At 54.5% G+C, this 19819-nt stretch carries 23 protein-coding genes and 1 tRNA gene; 9 read left to right on the plus strand and 15 right to left on the minus strand.

Annotation, left to right across the window (positions count from 1 at the left end):
* Positions 1–17 precede the first annotated feature (17 nt).
* From fahA to OCA8868_RS12755, 4 genes are read right to left on the minus strand one after another with little or no spacing between them, the layout of a single operon-like run.
* Positions 18–1271, minus strand: coding sequence for a fumarylacetoacetase (fahA, locus tag OCA8868_RS12740; RefSeq protein ID WP_093996964.1), 1254 nt, complete (start codon positions 1269–1271; stop codon positions 18–20).
* 17 nt (positions 1272–1288) lie between these two features.
* Complete coding sequence (hmgA, locus tag OCA8868_RS12745; RefSeq protein ID WP_218822686.1) at positions 1289–2623, minus strand: homogentisate 1,2-dioxygenase; 1335 nt, start codon at positions 2621–2623, stop codon at positions 1289–1291.
* A 28-nt stretch (positions 2624–2651) separates the two neighbouring features.
* The gene (locus OCA8868_RS12750) at positions 2652–3068 is read right to left on the minus strand and encodes a hypothetical protein (RefSeq protein ID WP_093996966.1); all 417 of its coding nucleotides are present in this window, start codon (positions 3066–3068) and stop codon (positions 2652–2654) included.
* 3 nt (positions 3069–3071) lie between these two features.
* Positions 3072–4097 (minus strand): LacI family DNA-binding transcriptional regulator, encoded by a 1026-nt coding sequence (locus tag OCA8868_RS12755; RefSeq protein WP_093997217.1) that lies wholly within the window; start codon positions 4095–4097, stop codon positions 3072–3074.
* Positions 4098–4199: 102 nt separating this feature from the next.
* On the opposite strand from OCA8868_RS12755, the gene OCA8868_RS12760 reads away from it, so the two are divergent.
* Positions 4200–4276: transfer RNA gene (locus OCA8868_RS12760), tRNA-Arg, on the plus strand.
* A 72-nt stretch (positions 4277–4348) separates the two neighbouring features.
* Complete coding sequence (locus OCA8868_RS12765) at positions 4349–4687, plus strand: hypothetical protein (RefSeq protein ID WP_093996967.1); 339 nt, start codon at positions 4349–4351, stop codon at positions 4685–4687.
* Here OCA8868_RS12765 and OCA8868_RS12770 read toward each other — a convergent pair.
* The 4 genes from OCA8868_RS12770 to OCA8868_RS12785 form a co-directional block, all read right to left on the minus strand.
* Entirely contained in the window at positions 4684–5121 is a 438-nt protein-coding gene (locus OCA8868_RS12770; RefSeq protein WP_093996968.1) for a helix-turn-helix domain-containing protein, read from the minus strand. The two genes, OCA8868_RS12765 and OCA8868_RS12770, sit on opposite strands and share 4 nt — an antisense overlap.
* Positions 5108–5470 carry a hypothetical protein gene (locus OCA8868_RS12775; protein WP_179214855.1) on the minus strand — a complete coding sequence of 121 codons (363 nt, stop codon included), beginning with the start codon at positions 5468–5470 and terminating at the stop codon, positions 5108–5110. Before OCA8868_RS12775 ends, OCA8868_RS12770 begins: the two co-directional genes overlap by 14 nt.
* Before the next feature lie 149 nt (positions 5471–5619).
* Entirely contained in the window at positions 5620–6324 is a 705-nt protein-coding gene (locus OCA8868_RS12780) for a winged helix-turn-helix domain-containing protein (protein WP_093996970.1), read from the minus strand.
* Positions 6296–6577 (minus strand): hypothetical protein, encoded by a 282-nt coding sequence (locus OCA8868_RS12785; protein WP_093996971.1) that lies wholly within the window; start codon positions 6575–6577, stop codon positions 6296–6298. Before OCA8868_RS12785 ends, OCA8868_RS12780 begins: the two co-directional genes overlap by 29 nt.
* A gap of 165 nt (positions 6578–6742) precedes the next feature.
* Here OCA8868_RS12785 and OCA8868_RS12790 point away from each other — a divergent pair, with 165 nt between their 5' ends.
* The 4 genes from OCA8868_RS12790 (at position 6743) to galE (ending at position 10619) form a co-directional block, all read left to right on the plus strand.
* A complete protein-coding gene (locus tag OCA8868_RS12790) occupies positions 6743–7186 on the plus strand; it encodes a hypothetical protein (RefSeq protein WP_093996972.1) in 444 nt (147 codons plus the stop codon).
* Positions 7187–7590: 404 nt separating this feature from the next.
* On the plus strand, positions 7591–8211 hold the full coding sequence (rnhB, locus tag OCA8868_RS12795; RefSeq protein ID WP_093996973.1) for a ribonuclease HII: 621 nt from the start codon (positions 7591–7593) through the stop codon (positions 8209–8211).
* A 125-nt stretch (positions 8212–8336) separates the two neighbouring features.
* A complete protein-coding gene (locus OCA8868_RS12800) occupies positions 8337–9446 on the plus strand; it encodes a site-specific DNA-methyltransferase (protein WP_093996974.1) in 1110 nt (369 codons plus the stop codon).
* Positions 9447–9614: 168 nt separating this feature from the next.
* The gene (gene galE, locus OCA8868_RS12805; protein ID WP_093996975.1) at positions 9615–10619 is read left to right on the plus strand and encodes a UDP-glucose 4-epimerase GalE; all 1005 of its coding nucleotides are present in this window, start codon (positions 9615–9617) and stop codon (positions 10617–10619) included.
* Here galE and OCA8868_RS12810 read toward each other — a convergent pair.
* A complete protein-coding gene (locus OCA8868_RS12810; protein WP_093996976.1) occupies positions 10616–11764 on the minus strand; it encodes an alkane 1-monooxygenase in 1149 nt (382 codons plus the stop codon). The two genes, galE and OCA8868_RS12810, sit on opposite strands and share 4 nt — an antisense overlap.
* 45 nt (positions 11765–11809) lie before the next feature.
* Positions 11810–12862 (minus strand): A/G-specific adenine glycosylase, encoded by a 1053-nt coding sequence (locus OCA8868_RS12815; protein ID WP_503121334.1) that lies wholly within the window; start codon positions 12860–12862, stop codon positions 11810–11812.
* A 68-nt stretch (positions 12863–12930) separates the two neighbouring features.
* Between OCA8868_RS12815 and OCA8868_RS12820 the strand changes: the two genes are divergently transcribed.
* From OCA8868_RS12820 to OCA8868_RS12830, 3 genes are read left to right on the plus strand one after another with little or no spacing between them, the layout of a single operon-like run.
* On the plus strand, positions 12931–13446 hold the full coding sequence (locus OCA8868_RS12820) for a DUF721 domain-containing protein (protein WP_093996978.1): 516 nt from the start codon (positions 12931–12933) through the stop codon (positions 13444–13446).
* Between the two features lie 24 nt (positions 13447–13470).
* Positions 13471–14136 (plus strand): DsbA family protein, encoded by a 666-nt coding sequence (locus OCA8868_RS12825; RefSeq protein ID WP_093996979.1) that lies wholly within the window; start codon positions 13471–13473, stop codon positions 14134–14136.
* Positions 14136–15260 (plus strand): CaiB/BaiF CoA transferase family protein, encoded by a 1125-nt coding sequence (locus OCA8868_RS12830; RefSeq protein WP_093996980.1) that lies wholly within the window; start codon positions 14136–14138, stop codon positions 15258–15260. Before OCA8868_RS12825 ends, OCA8868_RS12830 begins: the two co-directional genes overlap by 1 nt.
* On the opposite strand, the gene lpxK is transcribed toward OCA8868_RS12830, so the two are convergent.
* The 5 genes from lpxK to OCA8868_RS12855 all read right to left on the minus strand — a co-directional run bounded on the left by lpxK (position 15247) and on the right by OCA8868_RS12855 (position 19779).
* Positions 15247–16233 (minus strand): tetraacyldisaccharide 4'-kinase, encoded by a 987-nt coding sequence (gene lpxK / locus OCA8868_RS12835; RefSeq protein ID WP_093996981.1) that lies wholly within the window; start codon positions 16231–16233, stop codon positions 15247–15249. The genes OCA8868_RS12830 and lpxK overlap by 14 nt on opposite strands.
* Positions 16230–17345 (minus strand): 3-deoxy-D-manno-octulosonic acid transferase, encoded by a 1116-nt coding sequence (locus tag OCA8868_RS12840; RefSeq protein ID WP_093996982.1) that lies wholly within the window; start codon positions 17343–17345, stop codon positions 16230–16232. The genes lpxK and OCA8868_RS12840 overlap by 4 nt, the downstream gene beginning before the upstream one ends.
* Positions 17346–17360: 15 nt before the next feature.
* Positions 17361–17603 (minus strand): DUF4170 domain-containing protein, encoded by a 243-nt coding sequence (locus OCA8868_RS12845; RefSeq protein ID WP_093996983.1) that lies wholly within the window; start codon positions 17601–17603, stop codon positions 17361–17363.
* A 66-nt stretch (positions 17604–17669) separates the two neighbouring features.
* Entirely contained in the window at positions 17670–18440 is a 771-nt protein-coding gene (locus OCA8868_RS12850; protein ID WP_093996984.1) for a 3'(2'),5'-bisphosphate nucleotidase CysQ, read from the minus strand.
* Positions 18433–19779, minus strand: coding sequence for a TldD/PmbA family protein (locus tag OCA8868_RS12855; protein WP_093996985.1), 1347 nt, complete (start codon positions 19777–19779; stop codon positions 18433–18435). The genes OCA8868_RS12850 and OCA8868_RS12855 overlap by 8 nt, the downstream gene beginning before the upstream one ends.
* Between the last annotated feature and the right edge of the window lie 40 nt (positions 19780–19819).

Consider the following 19819-nt stretch of genomic DNA (forward strand, 5'->3'; position numbering starts at 1 on the left):
TAGCGTCTTGCGCATCGCTACCCAAAAGTGACGGCTGGTTTGATTTTACCGACACAAGTGCCGAAACCCACTTGGTATCCATCACCATGAGCCGCGCCAGTTAGTGTCAGCGTATCCCCATCTTCGATGAAGGTGCGTGTGTCGCCGGTGTCCAATGTCAGGGGCTCTTTGTCACCCCAGCTGAGTTCTAATAGTGACCCTCTCTCAGATGGGTCTGGGCCGGAAATTGTTCCTGAACCGATCAGGTCACCGGCGGTCATTGCGCAGCCTGAAGACGCATGATGTGCCAACTGCTGAGCCGCCGAATAATACATCATACGGTAGTTTGTTTTCGTGATTGTCGTAGCGTCTTTGCCATCGGGCGCGATCGTGACGGAAAGGTCGATATCATAGAGCATCGGACCGGGTTCAGTCAGGTAGGGCAGTAGATCTTTCTCGCGGTCTGGCGTCGTTGTGCGGAAGGGCTCCAAGGCGGCCTTCGTGACAATCCACGGGCTGATGGAGGTCGCGAACGCTTTTGCTTGAAAGGGACCGAGTGGCTGGTACTCCCATGCTTGAATGTCGCGCGCGGACCAGTCGTTCAACAAGACGTAACCAAAGATCATATCATCGGCTTCTTGCACCGAAATCGGTTGCCCAATTGCGTTGGCCCCACCAACAATTGCGCCCATCTCTAATTCATAATCAAGCCGTTTGCAGGGGCCAAAGGACGGCATATCCGCATCAGGGGCCATGGTTTGGCCGTTTGGCCGGGTGATTTCGGTTCCTGAAACCACAACCGTTGATGCGCGGCCATTGTAGCCGATGGGGATGTGCAGCCAGTTTGGCGGCAATGCGTTTTCAGCCCCACGGAACATCGTTCCAACGTTGGTTGCGTGGTGTTTTCCGGCATAGAAATCCGTGAATTCCGACACCAAAAACGGCATGTGCATCTCGGCATCTGCCTGCGCGGTCAGGTAGTTTTCCAGTTGTTCTTGCTTGTCCGAATTGGACGCCAGTAAAGATGTCAATCGTTGCCGGAGACTGGCCCAAACTTCGGGGTTTAGCTCCATAACTTCGTTCCAGAATGGAACATCGAACAACGGGCTGTCATGAATATCAATCAAGCCAGCCTCTTCGAGGGCTGCAAGATCAAGGATCATGTCACCGATCGCTACGCCGCACCTTGGCTCGGTTCCTGAAGTGGAGAACACGCCGTAAGGCAGATTGTTCAAAGGGAAGGGAGCCTGTGCGCTGTTTGCGCTTTGCACCCAGGATTTGAGCAATGTCATACCTCTACCTTCACGGTCTATTTCTTACCTGGTGTGCCATCGAATTTCTTTTCGATGTCGTCCCAACAGTCGATGTAGTCGTCCTGTAGCGGCGCTTCTTTTCCGGCAAATGACGTGAGGTGTTGGGGGAACCGGGTTTCAAACATGAAGGACATAGTGTTGTCCAATTTTTCCGCTTTCAGGTTTGCATTGGACGCCCCTTCAAACGCGTTTTTGTCTGGACCATGTGGCAGCATCATATTGTGTAGCGACATGCCGCCCGGAATGAACCCTTTGGGCTTGGCGTCATACTGGCCATAAATATTGCCCATCAGCTCTGACATGACGTTCTTATGATACCAAGGTGGTCGGAACGTATCCTCGGCAACCATCCAGCGTTCGCGGAACAAAACGAAGTCAATGTTCGCAGTTCCATCCTGACCAGACGGCGCGGTCAACACGGTGAAAATGGATGGGTCGGGATGATCGAACAGGACGGCCCCAACGGGACAATAGGTTTTCAGGTCGTACTTCACGGGCGCGTAGTTACCGTGCCAGGCGACGACATCTAGCGGGCTGTGACCGATCTTTGTTTCATGAAACTGGCCGCACCATTTGATCGTAACTGTGGATGCGACTTCACGATCTTCAAACGCAGCGACAGGTGTTTTGAAATCGCGCCGGTTTGCCATGCAGTTCGCACCAATTGGCCCTCTGCCCGGTAGCTCAAACTTCTGCCCATAGTTTTCACAAACGAAACCTCTGCACGGGCCATCAAGAACTTCGACGCGGTAAAGAAGGCCGCGAGGTATGACCGCGATTTCCTGCGGCTCGAGGTCAATTATGCCGAGTTCAGTGCAAAACCGCAGGCGCCCCTCTTGTGGAACGACAAGCAGCTCACTGTCGGCGGAATAGAAGTAACTGTCCTGCATACTTTGTGTGACGAGGTAGACATGGCTGGCCATGCCGACCTGGGTGTTCACGTCGCCTGCGGTGGTCATGGTTCGCATACCAGTCAGCCACGTCAGCGGCGCGTCGGAATGCGGGACTGGGTCCCAACGGTATTGACCTAGGCTGGTCACGTCGATTGGAATGTGCGGTGCAGATTTCCAGTAAGGGAGATCTATTCGATCGTAACGATGCGAGTGCTTTACTGACGGCCTAATCCGGTAGCACCACGTGCGTTCATTTTGATGGCTCGGCGCGGTGAACGCCGTACCCGACAACTGTTCGCCGTAAAGACCGTAGTTGCATTTCTGTGGGCTGTTCATCCCTTGCGGTAACGCATCAGGGAGAGCTTCAGTTTCAAAATCGTTGCCAAATCCGGGCATGTACCCAGCATTAGGGCCGGGCAAAGAGGGGGCTTGTACCATTCCAGATAGCCTTACTTCTTCCATTACTTCAATCCTCGAAAACCATTTCAACTGCGGCCGCTGCTTTCTTACGTACCGCTGCTTCCGCGGTGCGCGCTAGCAAGAACGTACCTTTGATCCCGCTCATACTTGGAAAGTGCCAACGCCCCGTAATGCGTGTAGCTGTTGCATTGATCTGCCCTTCGTAGTGCGGGTGGTCGGTGTCTTCAAAGTCTGTGTAAGTTTTGACGAAGGAAACGTTTGACCCGCTGCGCGTTCCCGTCAAAACAGAAAGCAGTGTATCCGTTGCCTCGGGGCGAAATGTGTTCGGTTCGACAATTTCGCCTCGAAGGGTGCTGCCTGTTTCGATCAGGACCGCATCAAATGACACAGGAGTACCATGGGTAATGTTGTCGTAGTCAAACCGACCCGTCCAGCTGCCACTTAAGGAGTCTGAACCTGCCATATGTCAGGCTTTGCGCAGCGTGTCGCCAAAGGACAGCGTCGGTGACAGCTCAACAACTTGGCCGTCGTCATTCGCGCCTTCTGCATTACGTGCCGCAATAATGCGCGCAGCGGTTTGCCCGATTTCACGACGACAGGCATCCATTGTCGCAAGCTGCAATGGCAAGCCGTCAAGTAGCTCGACGCCATTGAAACCGGCTAGACCGATTGTGTTTGGAATATCGGTGCCATTTTCATGCAGATAGATGAGCCCGCCCGCACCGATCATGTCGTTGGAATAATACAGAAAATCCAAGTCTGGCGTGCGTTTTAGCATTGCGGCCGTCATCTCGCGCCCCTTCGCGAGAGCGGACCCACCGGAATAGAATTCCTGATCTGCGATCTCGATCCCACTTTTTGCGAGCGTCTGGGTAAACCCTTCGAACCGTTTGCGGGCACGGTGGTCGAGTGGCATTTTGGTGCCCATGAACCCGATCCGTTTGTATCCGGCCTTGATGATCTGATCAGCCATTAAGCGACCTGCGCGACGGTGCGAGATACCTACTGCGGTGTCGATCGCTTCGCCGTCTGTGTCCATGATTTCCACAACAGGGATGCCCGCCTGATTCAGCATTGCACGTGATGCTTCGGAATGTTCAAGGCCCGCAATAATGACACCTGACGGACGCCACGAAAGCATCTCAAACAAGACCTTCTCTTCCTTCTCGGGTTGATAATCTGTCACCCCGACAACGGGTTGAAGCTCGGTGCCCTCAAGCTCTTCGCTAATGCCGGACAGAACTTCGGGGAAGACCATGTTGCCCAAAGACGGGATGATGACGGCCACGAGATTGACCCGCTGGGACGCCAAAGCACCTGCAATCTTGTTGGGAACATATCCCAGTCGCCGCGCCGCTTCTTGAACTCTCTCACGCGTTGCGGCGCTCACGTCGCCTTTTTTGCGCAAAACGCGGCTAACGGTCATTTCGCTTACACCGGATGCCTCAGAGACATCACGTAGAGTAAGCGGGCGTTTAGAATGAGTCGGCAATGGCACTGTCCTGTAGAAGCTATACACAAATGTTAGCGCCGATAGTCGAGGATGTCCAAGCCCTTGCAGTAACCACGGTTCCACGGCAGATAGTCAAAACGTGGCCCCGTGGCTCAACTGGATAGAGCAGCCCCCTCCTAAGGGGCAGGTTGCAGGTTCGAATCCTGCCGGGGTCACCACTATTAACCTAACATTGTCTTTTGGAGGCTTAGGCAGGTACAGTTTCCGCGGGGAAAGCGATAGGATTGGGTATGCGTCAGGCCACAATAGACCTGATGATTGAGTTTGCCGTTGCGAGTTTGGCGACTGAAGATCATCGACGTATCAGAAAACTGGTGCGCGAACTGGCGCAAGTCTGGCCAAATGAGCCTGCGCTTGGCATCGCTTTTGCGATCACGTCAGCAGCTTCAACGATTGAGGATATGGTGGATACGCCTGATTCCGTGAAGTCAGTACAATTGGCGTATAGACTGGCGGCATTGGTTTCGGCAGATATCTACGCGATTCAACAGATGGGGCAGGTTCCGGCAAAGGGGCAAGATTTGCTGCATTTTTGGAAACGTGTTGATCCGTACTTCTTGGACGTCTAAGCGGCCCAGCCATAGCTGGGGTCAGTGACAACATGCGCCATAACTGCGTTAAACTTGCTCAGTAACGCTTGGTTTTCATTGCTCACGTCGTGCTTTGATTCAGTTTCGGCCGGAATCTCGGGCGCACGTTTGTCCCATGCTTGCCAAGCTCGTGTGGGTTGGGCCCGTCCGTCAAGACCGGGTGCATGAATGACACCACGCATGAGCATACGGTCCATGAGGCCCGAAGCGTCGCTGGGTGAGATGCGGAAAACGCGTGCGATATCTGCTGCGGATACACCGTTGTTCATTTGCGCATAAACGCAGGCCCAACCGTAGTGAAATGGAATGACCTTGGTTGTCCCAACTGCCGCAGCCTTCGCGAACGTTGGCACAGGGAATGTAGCTGCCCCCGCGCTTGCGGCGATGCCTTGCAAAAAATTACGGCGTTTCATTTGCCGTCTCCTCAATTGTTGGCTCTGGCGTGGTTTCAATCTGGTCGTCTGTTTCATCCTCCTCAACCAGCGTGTCGAACACCTCTTTGGCGGTTTCGACAGCTTTCTTTGACTTGTTGAACATACCAGTAACGCCGCCACTCGGATACATTGGCTGAACTGCGGTTGCGCTGCCTGCGACTGGCAATTTGATGATGTTTCGACTGACCAGCTCTCCCATTAAGGCGTTCGCCTGTTCTGGACCGACCCGCAGCCATTTTTGGATGAGGGCAGGGCTCGCTTGGTTTTGCGCGCGGGCGTATAACGCCGCCCAGCCGACCTGCATGGCATTGACTGGGGCTGTGGCCACTGGGACGGCCGCAGCGGGCAAGGGCAAGACTGGGATCACAGCCGCTGCTCCGGCGGAACGGAGAAAATCACGTCGTTTCATGATGTATAGATGGGTGTGAATTGCTGACCTTTTAGGGGGAAAGCCTACCTGATCTTCCCCGTTCTTGGTCAGACCATGCGAATGACGTCTTTATCAATCGCCAGCATATAGCCGCGCCGTGCGATGTTGCGCACAAGCAGTTCGGAAATCATCTGGTTCCCGAGTGTGTCACGCAGGCGTTTAATCCGTGTCGCGCCTGCTGCTTCTTCACAGTCCGAAGATGGGCGGCCAGAAATGACGCCTTCGATTTCAGCACCTGACAGTACTTCGTCGTCCATGCGGGCTTCGGCTAAGACAGACAGCGTTTCAATTGCGGCATCCGTTAGTTTGAATTCAAAGTTGTTGAGGTAGACCATGTTCTGATCGCGTGAGATCAGGAGCGAGTTCACTTCGATCCCTTTGCGTTCAATCTGCCCCATGCGGCGATTCATCGCGATGAGCATGACAAGAAAGGCAACAGCGGCGACAAGCAAGGCTGTCGCGAAGATCAGCAGCACGAAGATCACGAAACGATAGCTGTCCAGTGTTTCAGAAAACGCGGTGCCGGATTGTGCAAGGATCTCGAGCAGTTTGATTTCGGCTTGCCCAGTGAGCGATGCGTTTTCGACAAACAACGCTTCGACTCGGGCATTAAATGCGTTCGCGTCGGGAAGGTTAAGGAACAACAAAACAGCCGCCGTGAGCAAGATGACCACGATGGCTGCAATTCCGCCGATGACAATTCGATTGCCCGTCTGGCGTGCTTCAATAGCGGAGGTAGTATTCGCCTGCACTGTTCTCTCTCTCCTCAAGTCCGGCGTCATCAAAGACGCCTTCGATACTTAATAACTGCCAGTCATCTGCAGCAAGGCGCGGTGTCAGTTCGGCAAGTGCGCCTTCTGGCGTACATGCGCCCATGACCTCTGCGACACCGTAGTGCAGCCGGAGGGGATCGTCACGCTTGGCTTTGTAATCAGCATAACAGGCGGCCTGCGCCGATGCTGACATCGCCATAAGTGCGAGGGTAAGGAGGAGTGTGCGTTTCATGCCGTGAACATGCCGTGTGGCGTCTTGTTATTCAATATCCATCAAGGCGACGTGCGGCGAAAGGCGATAACACCGTCCCGTTATTGAGAGACATTCAGCCCATCCCGCATCGTTGGTTCATCACTAGCCGTCACACGTTGCGGCGAAACCCGAAAGGACCACACAATGTTTGCTCGTTCACTTAAAACAACGATTACCGCAGGCTTACTTGCTACAACGCTGGCAATGACGGCTGTCGCTCCGAATAACGCTGAGGCGCGGATGTCAGACGATGAAATTGTAGGCTTGCTCGGCCTGTTGGCTTTCGGCGCGATCATCCATCACCGCCGCAACAGCAACGATGCCGCCCCCGCCCCTGCACCTGCGCCGCAACCGACTGTGAACCGTGGTTGGCGCGTGTTGCCTGTCGATTGCATTCGCAATGTGACGCGCAGAAATGGCAACACGATCCGCATGTTTGGTCAGCGCTGTTTGAACAACAACTACAACCACCCGAACCGTTTGCCAGAAGCGTGTCACGTTCGCGTTCGCAATGAAAACGGCCAACGCCGTCAAGGGTACCGCGTACGCTGTATGCGCGACCATGGATTCCGCACCAACCGTCGCTAAGGACGAAGCGGATACCGGGTAGCTGCCCCCCAGCGGTTACCCAACTAGAGGCAGGGGGGAGGACATGGCCCCCTGCCTCTTTTTTATGCTTAGCAGGTAAGGTCTTTGCAGCCAGTGCATGACGGGATTGCACGGCTGGCGCTACCTAGATGGGTCAGGATAACTTACCTTTGATTGCAGGGAGCGATCGATCTGAAAGGACAGACCATGATCCAAGACCGTTTGACCGCAAAATTTTTGACGGCGCCACATGCCAAAAAGAATAACGTAAAACCGTTAAAGGCAGCCCCTATTAAACGAAAGGTTGCTCCGGCAACTGACCTGTACACCCGCGGGCGCAGCTTGTTCGGTACTTTCTGGCTCTGAGGCTTGCAGGTTCTGCCTGTGTTTGAAACACGGGCAGGATGAGTACATCAATTACAATCGGCCCTGACTTCACATTTGAAGAAGACTTAATCGCTCGCGGCGCGTTGCGCATCACGGGCGTTGATGAAGTGGGACGTGGCCCATTGGCTGGTCCTGTTACTGCCGCGGCGGTGATCCTTGATCCGGCAAACATTCCCAACGGATTGAATGATAGTAAGAAACTGACGGCCAAACGCCGTGAGGCATTGAATCCGCTGATCCTTGCAAGTGCGCAGGTATCCATCGCCCACGCGACTGTCGAAGAAATAGACGAAATCAATATTTTACGCGCCAGCCATTTGGCGATGGAACGGGCGGTTGCCGGATTGAGCGACGTCGATCATGCGCTGATTGATGGTAACATGATCCCCAAAGGGCTGGTCGTTCCGGCGACGACCGTCATCAAGGGAGACAGCCGTTCGCTGTCCATTGCGGCGGCCTCAATTGTGGCCAAAATATGTCGCGATCGGATCATGGTGGATTTGGCGCAACAGTACCCAGGCTACGGATGGGAGACGAACGCCGGATATGGATCAAAAAGTCACATATCGGCGCTTCAAAATTTGGGGGTTACCCCACACCATAGACGGTCGTTCAAACCCGTCCACAATATGTTGTGACAAGAGTATTTTCTAACCCTTTGATTCAATAAAGTTTTTGACTGCGAATCGCCTTTGACTCACATTGAGGTCAACAAACGAGCGGATAACCGCCGTGACTATCAAAGTCGGGACAGAGGCGTAAAATGACTAAGAAAACCAAAGAGGCAGCTGCGCCAGCGCTGCCGCTCAATAGCATTCTTGACGGTGATTGCATCGATATCATGAACAGCCTGCCAGAGTGCAGCGTTGATCTGATCTTTGCCGACCCGCCCTATAATCTTCAGCTGAAGGGTGAATTGCATCGCCCAGACAATTCCAAGGTCGATGCGGTTGATAATGACTGGGATCAGTTCGAGAGCTTTAAGCGCTACGATGAGTTTACGCACGCTTGGATGAAGGCCGCGCGCCGTATCCTTAAGCCGAATGGCGCGATGTGGGTCATCGGGTCTTACCACAACGTTTTTCGCATGGGCACCGAGCTGCAGAACCAAGGGTTCTGGATTCTTAACGATGTGATCTGGCGCAAGTCGAACCCGATGCCGAACTTCCGTGGCATGCGTCTGACCAATGCCCATGAAACGATGATCTGGGTGTCTAAGACCGAGAAGTCGAAACCAACTTTTAACTATGAAGCGCTAAAAGCGCTTAACGAAGGAACCCAGATGCGCAGCGATTGGGTGCTTCCGATTTGTACAGGACATGAACGCTTGAAAAACGAAGCTGGCGACAAAGCCCACCCGACACAAAAACCAGAAAGCCTGCTTCACCGCGTATTGGTGGGGTCGACGAACCCTGGTGATGTGGTGCTTGATCCGTTCTTTGGGACGGGCACGACTGGCGCTGTCGCTAAAATGCTTGGACGTGATTACATCGGTATTGAGCGTGAGGCCGAGTATCGCGCTGTCGCTAAAAAGCGCTTGGCGAAAATTCGTAAGTTCGACAATGAGGCGCTTGAAGTGTCGCAATCCAAACGCGCAGAACCGCGTGTTCCGTTTGGCCAAGTTGTTGAACGCGGCATGTTGCGCCCAGGTGAAGACCTGTGGTCCGTCAATGGCCGCCACAAAGCTAAGGTTCGCGCTGATGGTACATTGATTGCCGCTGACTCCAAGGGGTCGATCCACCAAGTTGGCGCTGCCTGTGAAAACGCGCCAAGCTGCAATGGCTGGACATATTGGCACTACCGTCGCGATGGCAAGAAGGTTCCGATTGATCTTTTGCGCCAGCAGATACGCTCTGAGATGCGCGCCAACTAAGCCAACACACAGTTTACAAGTTTACCGCCTGTGCCTGCGGCCCAATAGCCGTGGCACCACTTATCCCCCGTCGGTTTTATGACCTGACGGGGGTTTTTTCTGTTTCAGTTCCCGCGTGACGTTGTGCAAATTCCACGCCATAAGGGGCCAAGTTTAACGAGGATCAAAATGGCGAAAATTCTACTAACGGGTGGCGCGGGTTACATCGGATCGCACACGTATCTGGCGCTTGTTGAAGCCGGCTTTGATGTTGTGATCCTCGACAATTTTTACAATGCAAAACCAGATGTTCCGAACCGCTTGGAGGATATCGCAGGTGGAACTGTTCACGTAGTTGAAGGCGATGTGTTAGATCGCGCGACGCTGGATCAGTTGTTCATTGAACATAAGGTTGACGGTGTTGTTCACTTTGCCGCGCTGAAGGCCGTTGGCGAAAGCGTGCAAAAGCCGCTGGAGTACATGAATACGAATGTCGGCGGTTTGCTGAACCTGCTGGCCGCGATGGACCGCGCTGGTGTGCGGCGTATCGTGTTTTCGTCCTCAGCAACGGTTTATGGCGACACAAACGTGCAGCCGATCCCGGAAAACCACGCGCGCAGCTACACGTCCCCCTACGCGTTTACCAAAGTCGCGGGTGAGCAAATTCTTGAACAACTGACGGATGACTGGGCCGTCGGCATTTTGCGTTACTTCAATCCAGTGGGCGCACATAAGTCCGCGATTATTGGTGAAGACCCTGAAGACATTCCGAACAACCTGGTCCCCTATATGGCCAAAGTTGCGACCGGAGAGCTGGCAGAGCTAAGCGTTTTTGGAGACGACTATGACACCCCAGACGGGACAGGTGTGCGTGATTACATTCACGTCGAAGACCTCGCAGAGGGGCACGTGCTGTCGCTGAAGTCGCTTATCGAGACGGGTCAGAGCCATACTGTTAACTTAGGCACCGGCGAGGGTTCGTCTGTGTTTGATGTTATCAAAGCCTACTCGGACGCTTGCGGGCACGAGCTGGCATATAAGGTCACACCGCGGCGTGATGGCGATGTTGCAGAACTGACCGCACGGCCAGAAAAGGCGAAAACGGTGCTAGGGTTTGAGGCAAAGCGTACGCTTGCGGATATGTGTGCTTCTAGTTGGGCATGGGTTAGCGGACAGCGCCGAAACTCGCGTTAACGGGGCATCGGGTTCGTGGCGTCTTTATACGGCGTCCAGTCCTCGATTTCGGGATAGTACTTTTTACGCCATGCACGCACGCGCGGGTTCATTATCCGAATCCAAACTGGCGGAACCATCGCCGCCATCGTCATAATCGGATAACCATACGGCAGTTGCGGCGCGTCGTTTTCATCGTAGGTTTGAAGTAGCGGAAAACGGCGGTCAGGTTTGTAGTGATGGTCAGAATGGCGTTGCAAATTGATCAGCAACCAGTTGGACGCAAGCTGTGATGCGTTCCAAGAATGGCGCGGCAGAACGTGCTCGTATTTGCCGGCCCCAAGGTGTTTGCGCGTCAGGCCGTAATGTTCAACGTAGTTCACGATCTCAAGCTGCCACATTGAAATGAAGGCTTGGTATACGAACAGGCCGAGCCCAACCCAGCCGCCAATCCAAATCGCAAGGCAAATCATTGCCAACTGAAGCGCCGCATAGCGCCAAAACGGGTTGGACCGGTGATGCCACGGTTGATTTTTACGCGCCAACATCGCGGCCTCTGCCTTGAAGGCCGAAACGGGTTGCTGGTGAAGAACGCGGAAGAAAAATTTGTGGAACCCTTCGTTGTAACGCGCCGTCACAGGGTCGCGCGGAGTGCCGACATAGCGATGGTGCACCAACAAATGTTCGCTACGGAAATGGGAATAGAGCGACATTGAAAGCAGAATATCTGCTAACCAGCGTTCAAATTTCGGTTTTTGGTGAGCGAGTTCATGGGCGTAGACGATGCCGATTGTGCCGGACATCACACCAAGCCCAAAGGCGAGGCCGATCAGTTCCCAGACGTTCAGGTGCCCAGCTGCGGTGACGTACCAGATGATGCCAAAGAGAGTCACGAACTGCAGTGGCGCCCAAATGATGGTGACGAGGCGATACCAGAACAGTTCGCCCTCGGATGTTTCTAGGTCTGCGTTGGCGTCATAAGTGCCCGCAATCGCGTCGATCGCGGTGAACAAATACCATGTCATGACTGGCATCAAAAATAGGGTCCAACCGCCGTAAATCGCCTCGATCCATGCGATGGGAACAAGCCCGACCGAACACCAAAATGGGGCCGCCCGTGTGATGCGGGCCATATTCGCGGGGGAGACGATTGGGAAAGTTGTCATGACAGACTCCGATTTGGGTGGAGTATAGCGATTGAGGGGGGCTGCTCAAACATGTCGTAGGGTCGCAGCGGCTAATGTGTAGGCCTTTTTCATCACGGTCGGAAGTGATGTTGCATCAAAGGTTTCCGCGGCGATGAAGTGACCGCGGTTTGGGGATGCATCAGCGGGAAGCCATGCCGTTTGAACCCGTAAAATCAGATGGAAATGTGTGAACGTGTGGCGAGCGTGATCATTCAATTCAGTCCAATTTGTTGAATGTGGGGCGGCATCGACGGGGTCGTCGGCCCATTCCGTTGTCGGCCACCCGAGCATCCCGCCAAGGAGCCCTTTTTCAGGACGAGTTTCCAGAAGCCAAGCGCCGTCTTCGCGCCGCGCGATATAAGCAATACCGGTACGCGTTGGTTTGGGTTTCTTTGGTGTCTTTTTGGGCAGATCAAGCTGTGTTCCGGCGCAGAAACTATCACACTGACTTTGGATGGGACAGATCCCGCAGACTGGGGTTTTAGGCGTGCAGATCGTCGCGCCGAGGTCCATCACCGCTTGCGCATAGTCACCGGGGCGGTCGTTGGACGTATGGCGCCGGGCGTAGTCCATGAACACAGTTTTAGCGGCGGGAAGCGGCGTATGATCATCATACAACCGCGCCATCACGCGTTCGACGTTGCCATCGAGCACGGTTGACGGCTCGTCAAAGGCAATCGCCGAGATCGCAGCGGCGGTATAGGGGCCAATTCCAGGTAATTTGATCAGCGCATCATAGGTTATCGGGAACATACCGCCGTGTTCATGAACCACGGCACGGGCGGATTTCAAAAGATTGCGCGCCCGTGCGTAGTACCCAAGCCCTGCCCACGCTGCCATGACGTCGGCATCGTCAGCCGATGCTAGGGCCGCAACGTTTGGCCAAAGGGTCGTGAACTTTTCGTGGTATGCACGTACGGCCGCGACCGTAGTTTGCTGTAGCATAACTTCAGATAGCCAAACCGCATATGGATCAGGGCGTTTTCCCGCCTTTCGGTCCGCTGGCATCACACGCCACGGCATTGCGCGGGCATGGATATCGTACCAATCCAAAAGAGCGTTGGTAATCTCACGCAATGTTTATGAACCTTTAAGCTTGGTTTCTCTGGCGTTGTGGTGCCAGAGGTTTAGAATAGCGCAGAAATATGAAACAGCCACGCCCTCATAGCACCACGCGCGGATTCTCTCGTGCTGTCACCCTGATGCAAAAACGCATTCGTGGGGCGACTGAAACGCGTGGCTTCGCGCAATCGCGTGTTTTGACCCATTGGGCAGAGATTGTAGGCGAAGCGACGGCTAAAATCGCGCATCCAGTTGATGTGGGCTATGCAAAGGGCGGATTTGGCGCGACGCTCACGGTTCTAACGTCAGGCGCACAAGCGCCGATGCTTGAGATGCAGAAAGAGCAGATTCGCGAAAAGGTGAACGCGTGCTATGGCTACAATGCGATTGCACGCATTCGTATCACGCAGACCGCGGCAACGGGGTTTGCTGAAGGGCAGCTGGCGTTTGACCACGGCCCTAAGGCACTGCGCGGCCCGAAACCGGAAGCTCAGGCGGCGGCCAAAGACCTTGCCGAACCTGTTGAAAACGAAGATCTGCGCTCTGCCCTCGCGGCGTTGGGTGCAAACGTAATTAGTAAACGTCCTACAAAGACATAAATTTCAGACCTGAAAGAAGACCCGATGAACAAATCTGTCCTTACATCCGTTGCTGCTGTTGCCATTGTCGCCGTTGCTGGTGGCGCATGGTTTATGAACCGCTCAGCGGCAAACGCTGAAACGGCGAGCATTGTCGCCCCTGATGTCGCGAATGAATTTGATGTCGTTGAAATGATCCAGGGCAATCCGGACTCTGCGGTTCAGGTTGTTGAGTACGCGTCTTTCACGTGCCCACATTGTGCGACATTTCATGCGAACCAGTACCCGCAGATCAAAGAGAACTACATTGATACAGGTTTGATTGGTTTCACTTACCGTGAAGTCTATTTTGACCAGCCGGGACTTTGGGCGTCCATGGTTGCCCGTTGTGGCGGCGAGATGCGTTTTTTCGGGATTACAAACCTGATCTTTGAAAACCAACAGGATTGGGCGCGTCAGGCTGATGGCGCAGCAATTGCAGACGCTTTACGCAATATCGGTAAGGTCGCAGGCCTGACCGACGAAGAACTCGACGTTTGCATGACGGATGCGGAACAGGCGCAAACGCTTATGGGGTGGTATCGTGCGAATGGCGATGCGGACAACGTGCAGGGTACACCGACATTCCGCATCAACGGCGAAGAATACTCCAACATGAGTTACGAAGACTTTGCAACGGTTCTTGACGAAAAGCTGGCTGAAGCAAACTGATGACACCTCTGGCTGGCCTGAAGGTCGTTGAATTGGCCCGTATTCTGGCGGGCCCTTGGGCTGGCCAGCTGCTTGCCGATATGGGTGCAGAAGTCGTTAAGGTGGAAGCACCCAGCGGTGATGATACGCGCACATGGGGCCCTCCGTTCATTGAGCATAAGGGTGAGACTTCGGCAGCATATTTCCACGGCTGTAACCGTGGGAAAAAGTCGGTTGTGATTGATTTTCGAACCGATGACGGCAAGGCTGAGCTGCTTTCGCTCCTTAGTGATGCGGACGTCATTATCGAAAACTTCAAAGTCGGCGGACTAGCGAAATACGGGTTGGACTTTGCGACCCTCAAGCAAAGCCACCCGCGCCTGATCTACTGTTCAATCACTGGTTTCGGCCAAGACGGGCCTTATGCGGAGCGTGCGGGTTATGACTACATCATTCAAGGAATGTCCGGCTTAATGTCAGTCACCGGAGAACCCGACGGCCAGCCGCAGAAAGTCGGTGTTGCCGTGACTGATATCTTTACCGGTCTATATGCGAGCAATGCAATTCTGGCTGCCGTGCACCAACGTCATCAGACTGGTCGTGGTCAGCACATTGACCTCGCGCTTTTGGATGTTGCGGTTGCTACGACGGCAAATCAGGCGATGAATTATTTGGCGACGGGCAAGTCGCCCGAGCGCCTTGGGAACGCACACCCGAACATCGTTCCCTATCAAGTTTTCGAATGCGCGGATGGGCATGTGATAATCGCTGTGGGAAATGACGGACAGTTCCAGAAGTTCTGTACCGTGTTGAGTGTCGAAGACCTGGCCGACGATCCGCGCTTTGCAACCAATCCAGCGCGCCTTGAGAACCGCGATACTCTAGTGCCTATGTTGGCTGACAAAATACGTGCGTGGACAAAGTCTGATGTCATGGGTGCCTGCGAGGCTAACGGTGTTCCTGCTGGCCCAATCAACACGTTTGAAGATGTGTTTGCTGACCCGCAGGTCATCGCGCGTGGTCTGAAGTTGGACATTGATGGTGCGCTTTCAGTGCGCCCGCCGATGCGGTTCTCGGATGGGGAATTGTCGCTAGATCGGCCTGCGCCTAAGTTAGGGCAAGACCAGGATATTATTGGCGAGTGATGCCGATTTGGGCGAGTTTCTCGTCAAGCGGCGTCCAATCCGCAATGGACAAGCGCACGGGTAAAACTGATACTTTTGGTCGGAACGCATCCGGTAGGCGCACGGAATCTTTTTCAGTCGTGACGAGGTTTAGTCCGCGTGCTTTCGCTTCGGTCTCTAACCGCGTCAGCAACGCTTCGGTGAACGGTTGGTGATCATCCAGTGCTTCACCACGCACAACGTCCGCGCCCAATCCTTTAAGCGTCGCGAAGAATTTTTCAGGGTGGCCAATTCCTGCAAAGGCAAGCACGCGTTGTCCCTTCCACGGCATGCCGGTTGGCAGCGCATCAAGTTGGCCATTCAGTCGCGCACAATTTGACGGCAGTGAAGGTTGGAACGACTTGCGCGCGCGCTCGGGCCCGATCACGAGCATCGCATCCGCGCGCGCAAGCCCACGATTGGCGAATTCTCGTAGTGGACCTGCAGGTAAAACACGACCATTGCCAAACCCTTTGACGGCATCAACCGTCACGATGCTGAGGTCTTTAAAAACACTTGGGTTCTGAAAGCCGTCGTCAAGGAGGATCACAGATGCGCCGGCGCTTTCGGCTGCCTTAACCCCAAGTGCCCGGTCCTTTGACACCCAAGTTGGTGCAAATTCAGTGAGGAGAAGGGGTTCGTCCCCAACATCATTCGCGTCGTGATTAGCTGGAGAAACCTGTACCGGCCCAGCAAGTGAGCCACCGTATCCGCGACTAACGATATGGGGGGTCTGGCCCATCTCAACCAACTTTTGGGTCAGGGCAATTGCAGTCGGTGTTTTGCCAGTGCCCCCAGCGTTGATATTACCGATGCAGATGACGGGAACCGAGGCGCGATGTTTCGGGTCTTGCGCAACACGTCGTGCAGTTGCGGCAGCATAGATCGCCCCGATAGGAGCAAGCAGAACCGAAAGCAGGCTATTGTCGCGATACCAAAACAGTGGCGGTCTCATAGTGTGCCCTTAACGGTTTCAAATTGCGTGGCCGCTTCTTGCATTAGATCATTAATGATCTCGGCGTTCTGCGTGATCTCCGACCATCCGGCCATTGCCATTCTTGCAGTTTGTTCTGGCGAGATCAAAGCACCCACTGCAATTCCAAGTTCGCCAGCAGTTCGGACTTCACGACAGGCCTGTGCATCAGAAAGACGGGTGTAACGTGCACCGTGGGGTTTTTTGCGCGGACCGTGAATGATCGCTGAACCTAATACGATTGGCTCGAATGGAGACGCAGCACCGCCCGCGCTAAACGTTCCGCCCATAAAGGTGAGCGGAGTAATGCGATACCACAAGCCAAGTTCGCCATTGATGTCTGCGACATATGCTTGTTGTTCCGGCAACGGGTTGTCGCCTTGCGAGCGCACACCAACCTTCAAGCCAGCTTCGCGCAGGGTTTCGGCAACTTGTTGGCCGCTTTCGAGGTCGCGAGGCGTTATGATCAACAACAATCGATAGTTCTTCCGACTGGCCGCCAATTGTGCTGCGGCCATGTGCTTAACCTCACTCGAAACCACGTCAGCCGCGAACCAGAAGGGGCGCGTCCCTAACGTTTCCACGATAACGGTTAGTTCATTTTGGTCATGGGGAAGCGCAATGGGTTCTTCTAGGATTGGGCCGGTCGCTGTGACTTTGTCACGCGAGACACCACCACGTATAAGGCGCGTCGCAGTGGCACCATCCGCCGTAAGTATGCGTGAAAACGGCATCGCTGCGTTGCGCGACGCACCTGGCAACCAACGTGACCCACCTGAGAACAAGGTGCTAACGCGCGCGTTTATTAAGGTTGCGTTGATCTTGTTTCTCGCGACGAGCCGCAGAAGCGCCGAACGGATCGGGCCGCCATTCCAGACGAGGAACTTTGGTTGCCACTTCGCAAGAAAATCGCGTGCCTTGGCCGGTGTGTCGGGCGGAATTTTCTCAACGTTGACGCCATCGGGTACATTGGAAAATGATGATAGGATATCCGCTTCGGCCGTGATCAGAACGTCGTTGTGATCCAGAAATCGCGTTGCGAGTGAAAGGGTTGCGGCAACTTCACCTGCTTCACCGCAATGAACCCAGATCACCGCCCCCAATCCCGTTTAGCCGAGTTCTTCGGTCGAGGACGCTTCGACGCCTTCTTCGCGCAAGCGGTGAATATGCGCGATGAAGTAACGCATGTGCGCGTTGTCGACGGTCTTTTGCGCTTCAGATTTCCAAGCGTTGAATGCTGTTTCGTAGTTGGGGAACATGCCAACGATGTGAATGTCATCGACATCCTTAAAGGCATTCTTGGTTGGGTCGATAAGTTCGCCACCAAAGACGAGGTGAAGACGCTGGGACATAGGGCACCTGTGGGTCAAATAACGTTGTCGCGACCCTATGGCTTGGGGCGCGAATGGTAAAGCAGATCAGGCGAGGGCTTCGATAAGAGCTGCGTGAATTCCACCTGCTGCAACTGTGCCATTAATCTGCGGGTGTGGATTGTTGAAAACTGCTGTCTTACCGGCTTGATCGCTTGCTGTGCCGCCTGCCTCTGAGACGATTAACATGCCAGCGGCAACATCCCATTCCCACGTCGGGCGCAGCGTAAGCATTCCATCAAAGCGCCCCTCGCCAACAAGTGCGAGGCGATAGGCAAGTGAAGATCGGAATGCGCGTTTGAAGGGCGGAGCCGTATTTGCCCAATATTTCGAGTCCAAATTTGGCTTTGAGGACAGCACTGTTGCGGTGTCGATTGGTTTGTCCTGTAAGGCCATGAGTGGGACGCCGTTGAGAGTAGCGCCGCCACCCAGTGTCGCGGTGTACATTGCGTCTCGCATAGGGACGTAAACGACTGCTGAGGTGACAACGCCATTTTCGGAAATCGCCAAAGAATGCGCCCAGTCTTTGCTGCCTTCGATGAACGCGCGCGTGCCATCAATGGGGTCGATGATGAACTGGCGGTCCGTCTTAAGGCGGGCATCGTTGTCTTCGGTTTCCTCCGACAACCATCCGTAGTCAGACCGTGCGGCTTGTAGATCGGCGGAAAGCTGACGGTTCACGTGGAGATCGGCTTCGGTGACAGGGCCTTGGCCGCCTGATTTTTCCCACACCTCGGGCGAGGCATTGAAATAACCGCGCGCGATTTCGCCGGATGCCCGCGCCGCGTTGATCAGCAGGGAGAGATCCGGATTAGGCACCAGCGAGCGTCATCCCGTCGATCATCAAAGATGGAATGACCCGACTGATATGTGTTCGAGCATCATTCGCTGGAATGATCCGCGCGAGCATGTCGTGCAGATTTCCAGCGACGGTGCATTCGTTCACGGGGTAAGCGATTTCGCCGTTCTCGATCCAGAAACCAGACGCGCCGCGCGAATAGTCGCCGGTGTTGGGGTTGATTGTTGAACCGATCATTGAGGTGATGAGCAGCCCTGTGCCCATGTCTTTCATGATGTCGGTTGGGCTTTGGGTGCCTTGCGACAATGTCAGGTGTGAAACAGACGGGGACGGTGGGCCAGATGTGCCGCGCGATGCAGAGCCAGTGCTTTGCAAGCCAAGTTTATGGGCAGTGGCGAGGTCCATTGTCCAGCCGGTGAGCACGCCATCGTCAATGATCTTGCGTTCAGCCGTTGGCAATCCCTCACCATCAAACAAACGCGATCCGGCGACGCGGGCGCGGTGTGGGGTTTCGATGAGGTCCATACCCTTTGGGAGTACCTGTTTTCCGTCTTTTCCAAGCAGCCACGACGATCCACGTGCGATCATCGCGCCGTTACTGGCCGATATAAGATGTCCGACTAAGGATGATGCAATGCGCTCGTCAAACAACACCGGATAGGTGCCGGTTTGAGGTTTGCGAGCGCCATGGCGTACAACTGCGCGTTCACCTGCGATACGACCAATTTCAGCCGCGTCTCTCATGTCAGACCGATGGATGCGGCTGTCGAAATCGTAGTCACGTTCCATCCCAGTTCCGGTTCCTGAGATGGCAACAGAACTCAGGGAATGGCCTGTGCTTTCGGAGCCACCTGAGAAACCGTTGGAGGTCGCTAAATGGGCCTGACGGCGACCATAGGTTGCCGATGTAGATTGAACCTGCGCAACGCCCTCAACGGCCATTGCTGCAGCCTCGGCGATGCGGGCCTGTTCTTCCAACCACTTTGGATCAGGCTCATCACCTGCATCAATTAGGTCCAAGCGCGTTGCGTCAATATCTGTGGCAAGCTGGCTTACATCCGCAATTCCGGCGTGCGGATCTTCGGGTGCCTCGTTCGCCATTGCAACGGCGCGCGCGGCCATTTCATCTACAGTGCGATCGCTTGTGTTGGACGCCGACACATTGGCAGAACGTTGCCCGACAAAAACACGCAACCCAATGTCTGTACCTTCAGACCGTTCCGCCTGTTCAAGCACGCTATTGCGCACATCAATCGACACGGACGTGCCTGCAACGGCAACCGCATCAGCGCCATCAGCGCCCGCTGCTTTGGCAGCTTCAATCAATCTATGTGTGAGGTCTGCAAGTGATTTGGTCATGTGACGTCCTTTACTTGCCTCAGGACGTAATGTGAGACGA

This window comes from Octadecabacter ascidiaceicola (genome assembly GCF_900185015.1).
GTDB lineage: Bacteria > Pseudomonadota > Alphaproteobacteria > Rhodobacterales > Rhodobacteraceae > Octadecabacter > Octadecabacter ascidiaceicola.

Bases quoted from the DNA above. Each gene is read 5' to 3' on its own strand.
- OCA8868_RS12800 (WP_093996974.1), top strand. From the start codon at position 8,337: ATGACTAAGAAAACCAAAGAGGCAGCTGCGCCAGCGCTGCCGCTCAAT.
- OCA8868_RS12790 (WP_093996972.1), top strand. From the start codon at position 6,743: ATGTTTGCTCGTTCACTTAAAACAACGATTACCGCAGGCTTACTTGCT.
- hmgA (WP_218822686.1), bottom strand. From the start codon at position 2,623: ATGGTACAAGCCCCCTCTTTGCCCGGCCCTAATGCTGGGTACATGCCC.
- OCA8868_RS12855 (WP_093996985.1), bottom strand. From the start codon at position 19,779: ATGACCAAATCACTTGCAGACCTCACACATAGATTGATTGAAGCTGCC.
- OCA8868_RS12810 (WP_093996976.1), bottom strand. From the start codon at position 11,764: ATGACAACTTTCCCAATCGTCTCCCCCGCGAATATGGCCCGCATCACA.
- OCA8868_RS12820 (WP_093996978.1), top strand. From the start codon at position 12,931: ATGAAACAGCCACGCCCTCATAGCACCACGCGCGGATTCTCTCGTGCT.
- OCA8868_RS12770 (WP_093996968.1), bottom strand. From the start codon at position 5,121: ATGAAACGCCGTAATTTTTTGCAAGGCATCGCCGCAAGCGCGGGGGCA.
- galE (WP_093996975.1), top strand. From the start codon at position 9,615: ATGGCGAAAATTCTACTAACGGGTGGCGCGGGTTACATCGGATCGCAC.
- OCA8868_RS12830 (WP_093996980.1), top strand. From the start codon at position 14,136: ATGACACCTCTGGCTGGCCTGAAGGTCGTTGAATTGGCCCGTATTCTG.
- lpxK (WP_093996981.1), bottom strand. From the start codon at position 16,233: ATGAGACCGCCACTGTTTTGGTATCGCGACAATAGCCTGCTTTCGGTT.
- OCA8868_RS12845 (WP_093996983.1), bottom strand. From the start codon at position 17,603: ATGTCCCAGCGTCTTCACCTCGTCTTTGGTGGCGAACTTATCGACCCA.
- OCA8868_RS12825 (WP_093996979.1), top strand. From the start codon at position 13,471: ATGAACAAATCTGTCCTTACATCCGTTGCTGCTGTTGCCATTGTCGCC.
- OCA8868_RS12765 (WP_093996967.1), top strand. From the start codon at position 4,349: ATGCGTCAGGCCACAATAGACCTGATGATTGAGTTTGCCGTTGCGAGT.
- rnhB (WP_093996973.1), top strand. From the start codon at position 7,591: ATGAGTACATCAATTACAATCGGCCCTGACTTCACATTTGAAGAAGAC.
- fahA (WP_093996964.1), bottom strand. From the start codon at position 1,271: ATGACATTGCTCAAATCCTGGGTGCAAAGCGCAAACAGCGCACAGGCT.
- OCA8868_RS12785 (WP_093996971.1), bottom strand. From the start codon at position 6,577: ATGAAACGCACACTCCTCCTTACCCTCGCACTTATGGCGATGTCAGCA.
- OCA8868_RS12750 (WP_093996966.1), bottom strand. From the start codon at position 3,068: ATGGCAGGTTCAGACTCCTTAAGTGGCAGCTGGACGGGTCGGTTTGAC.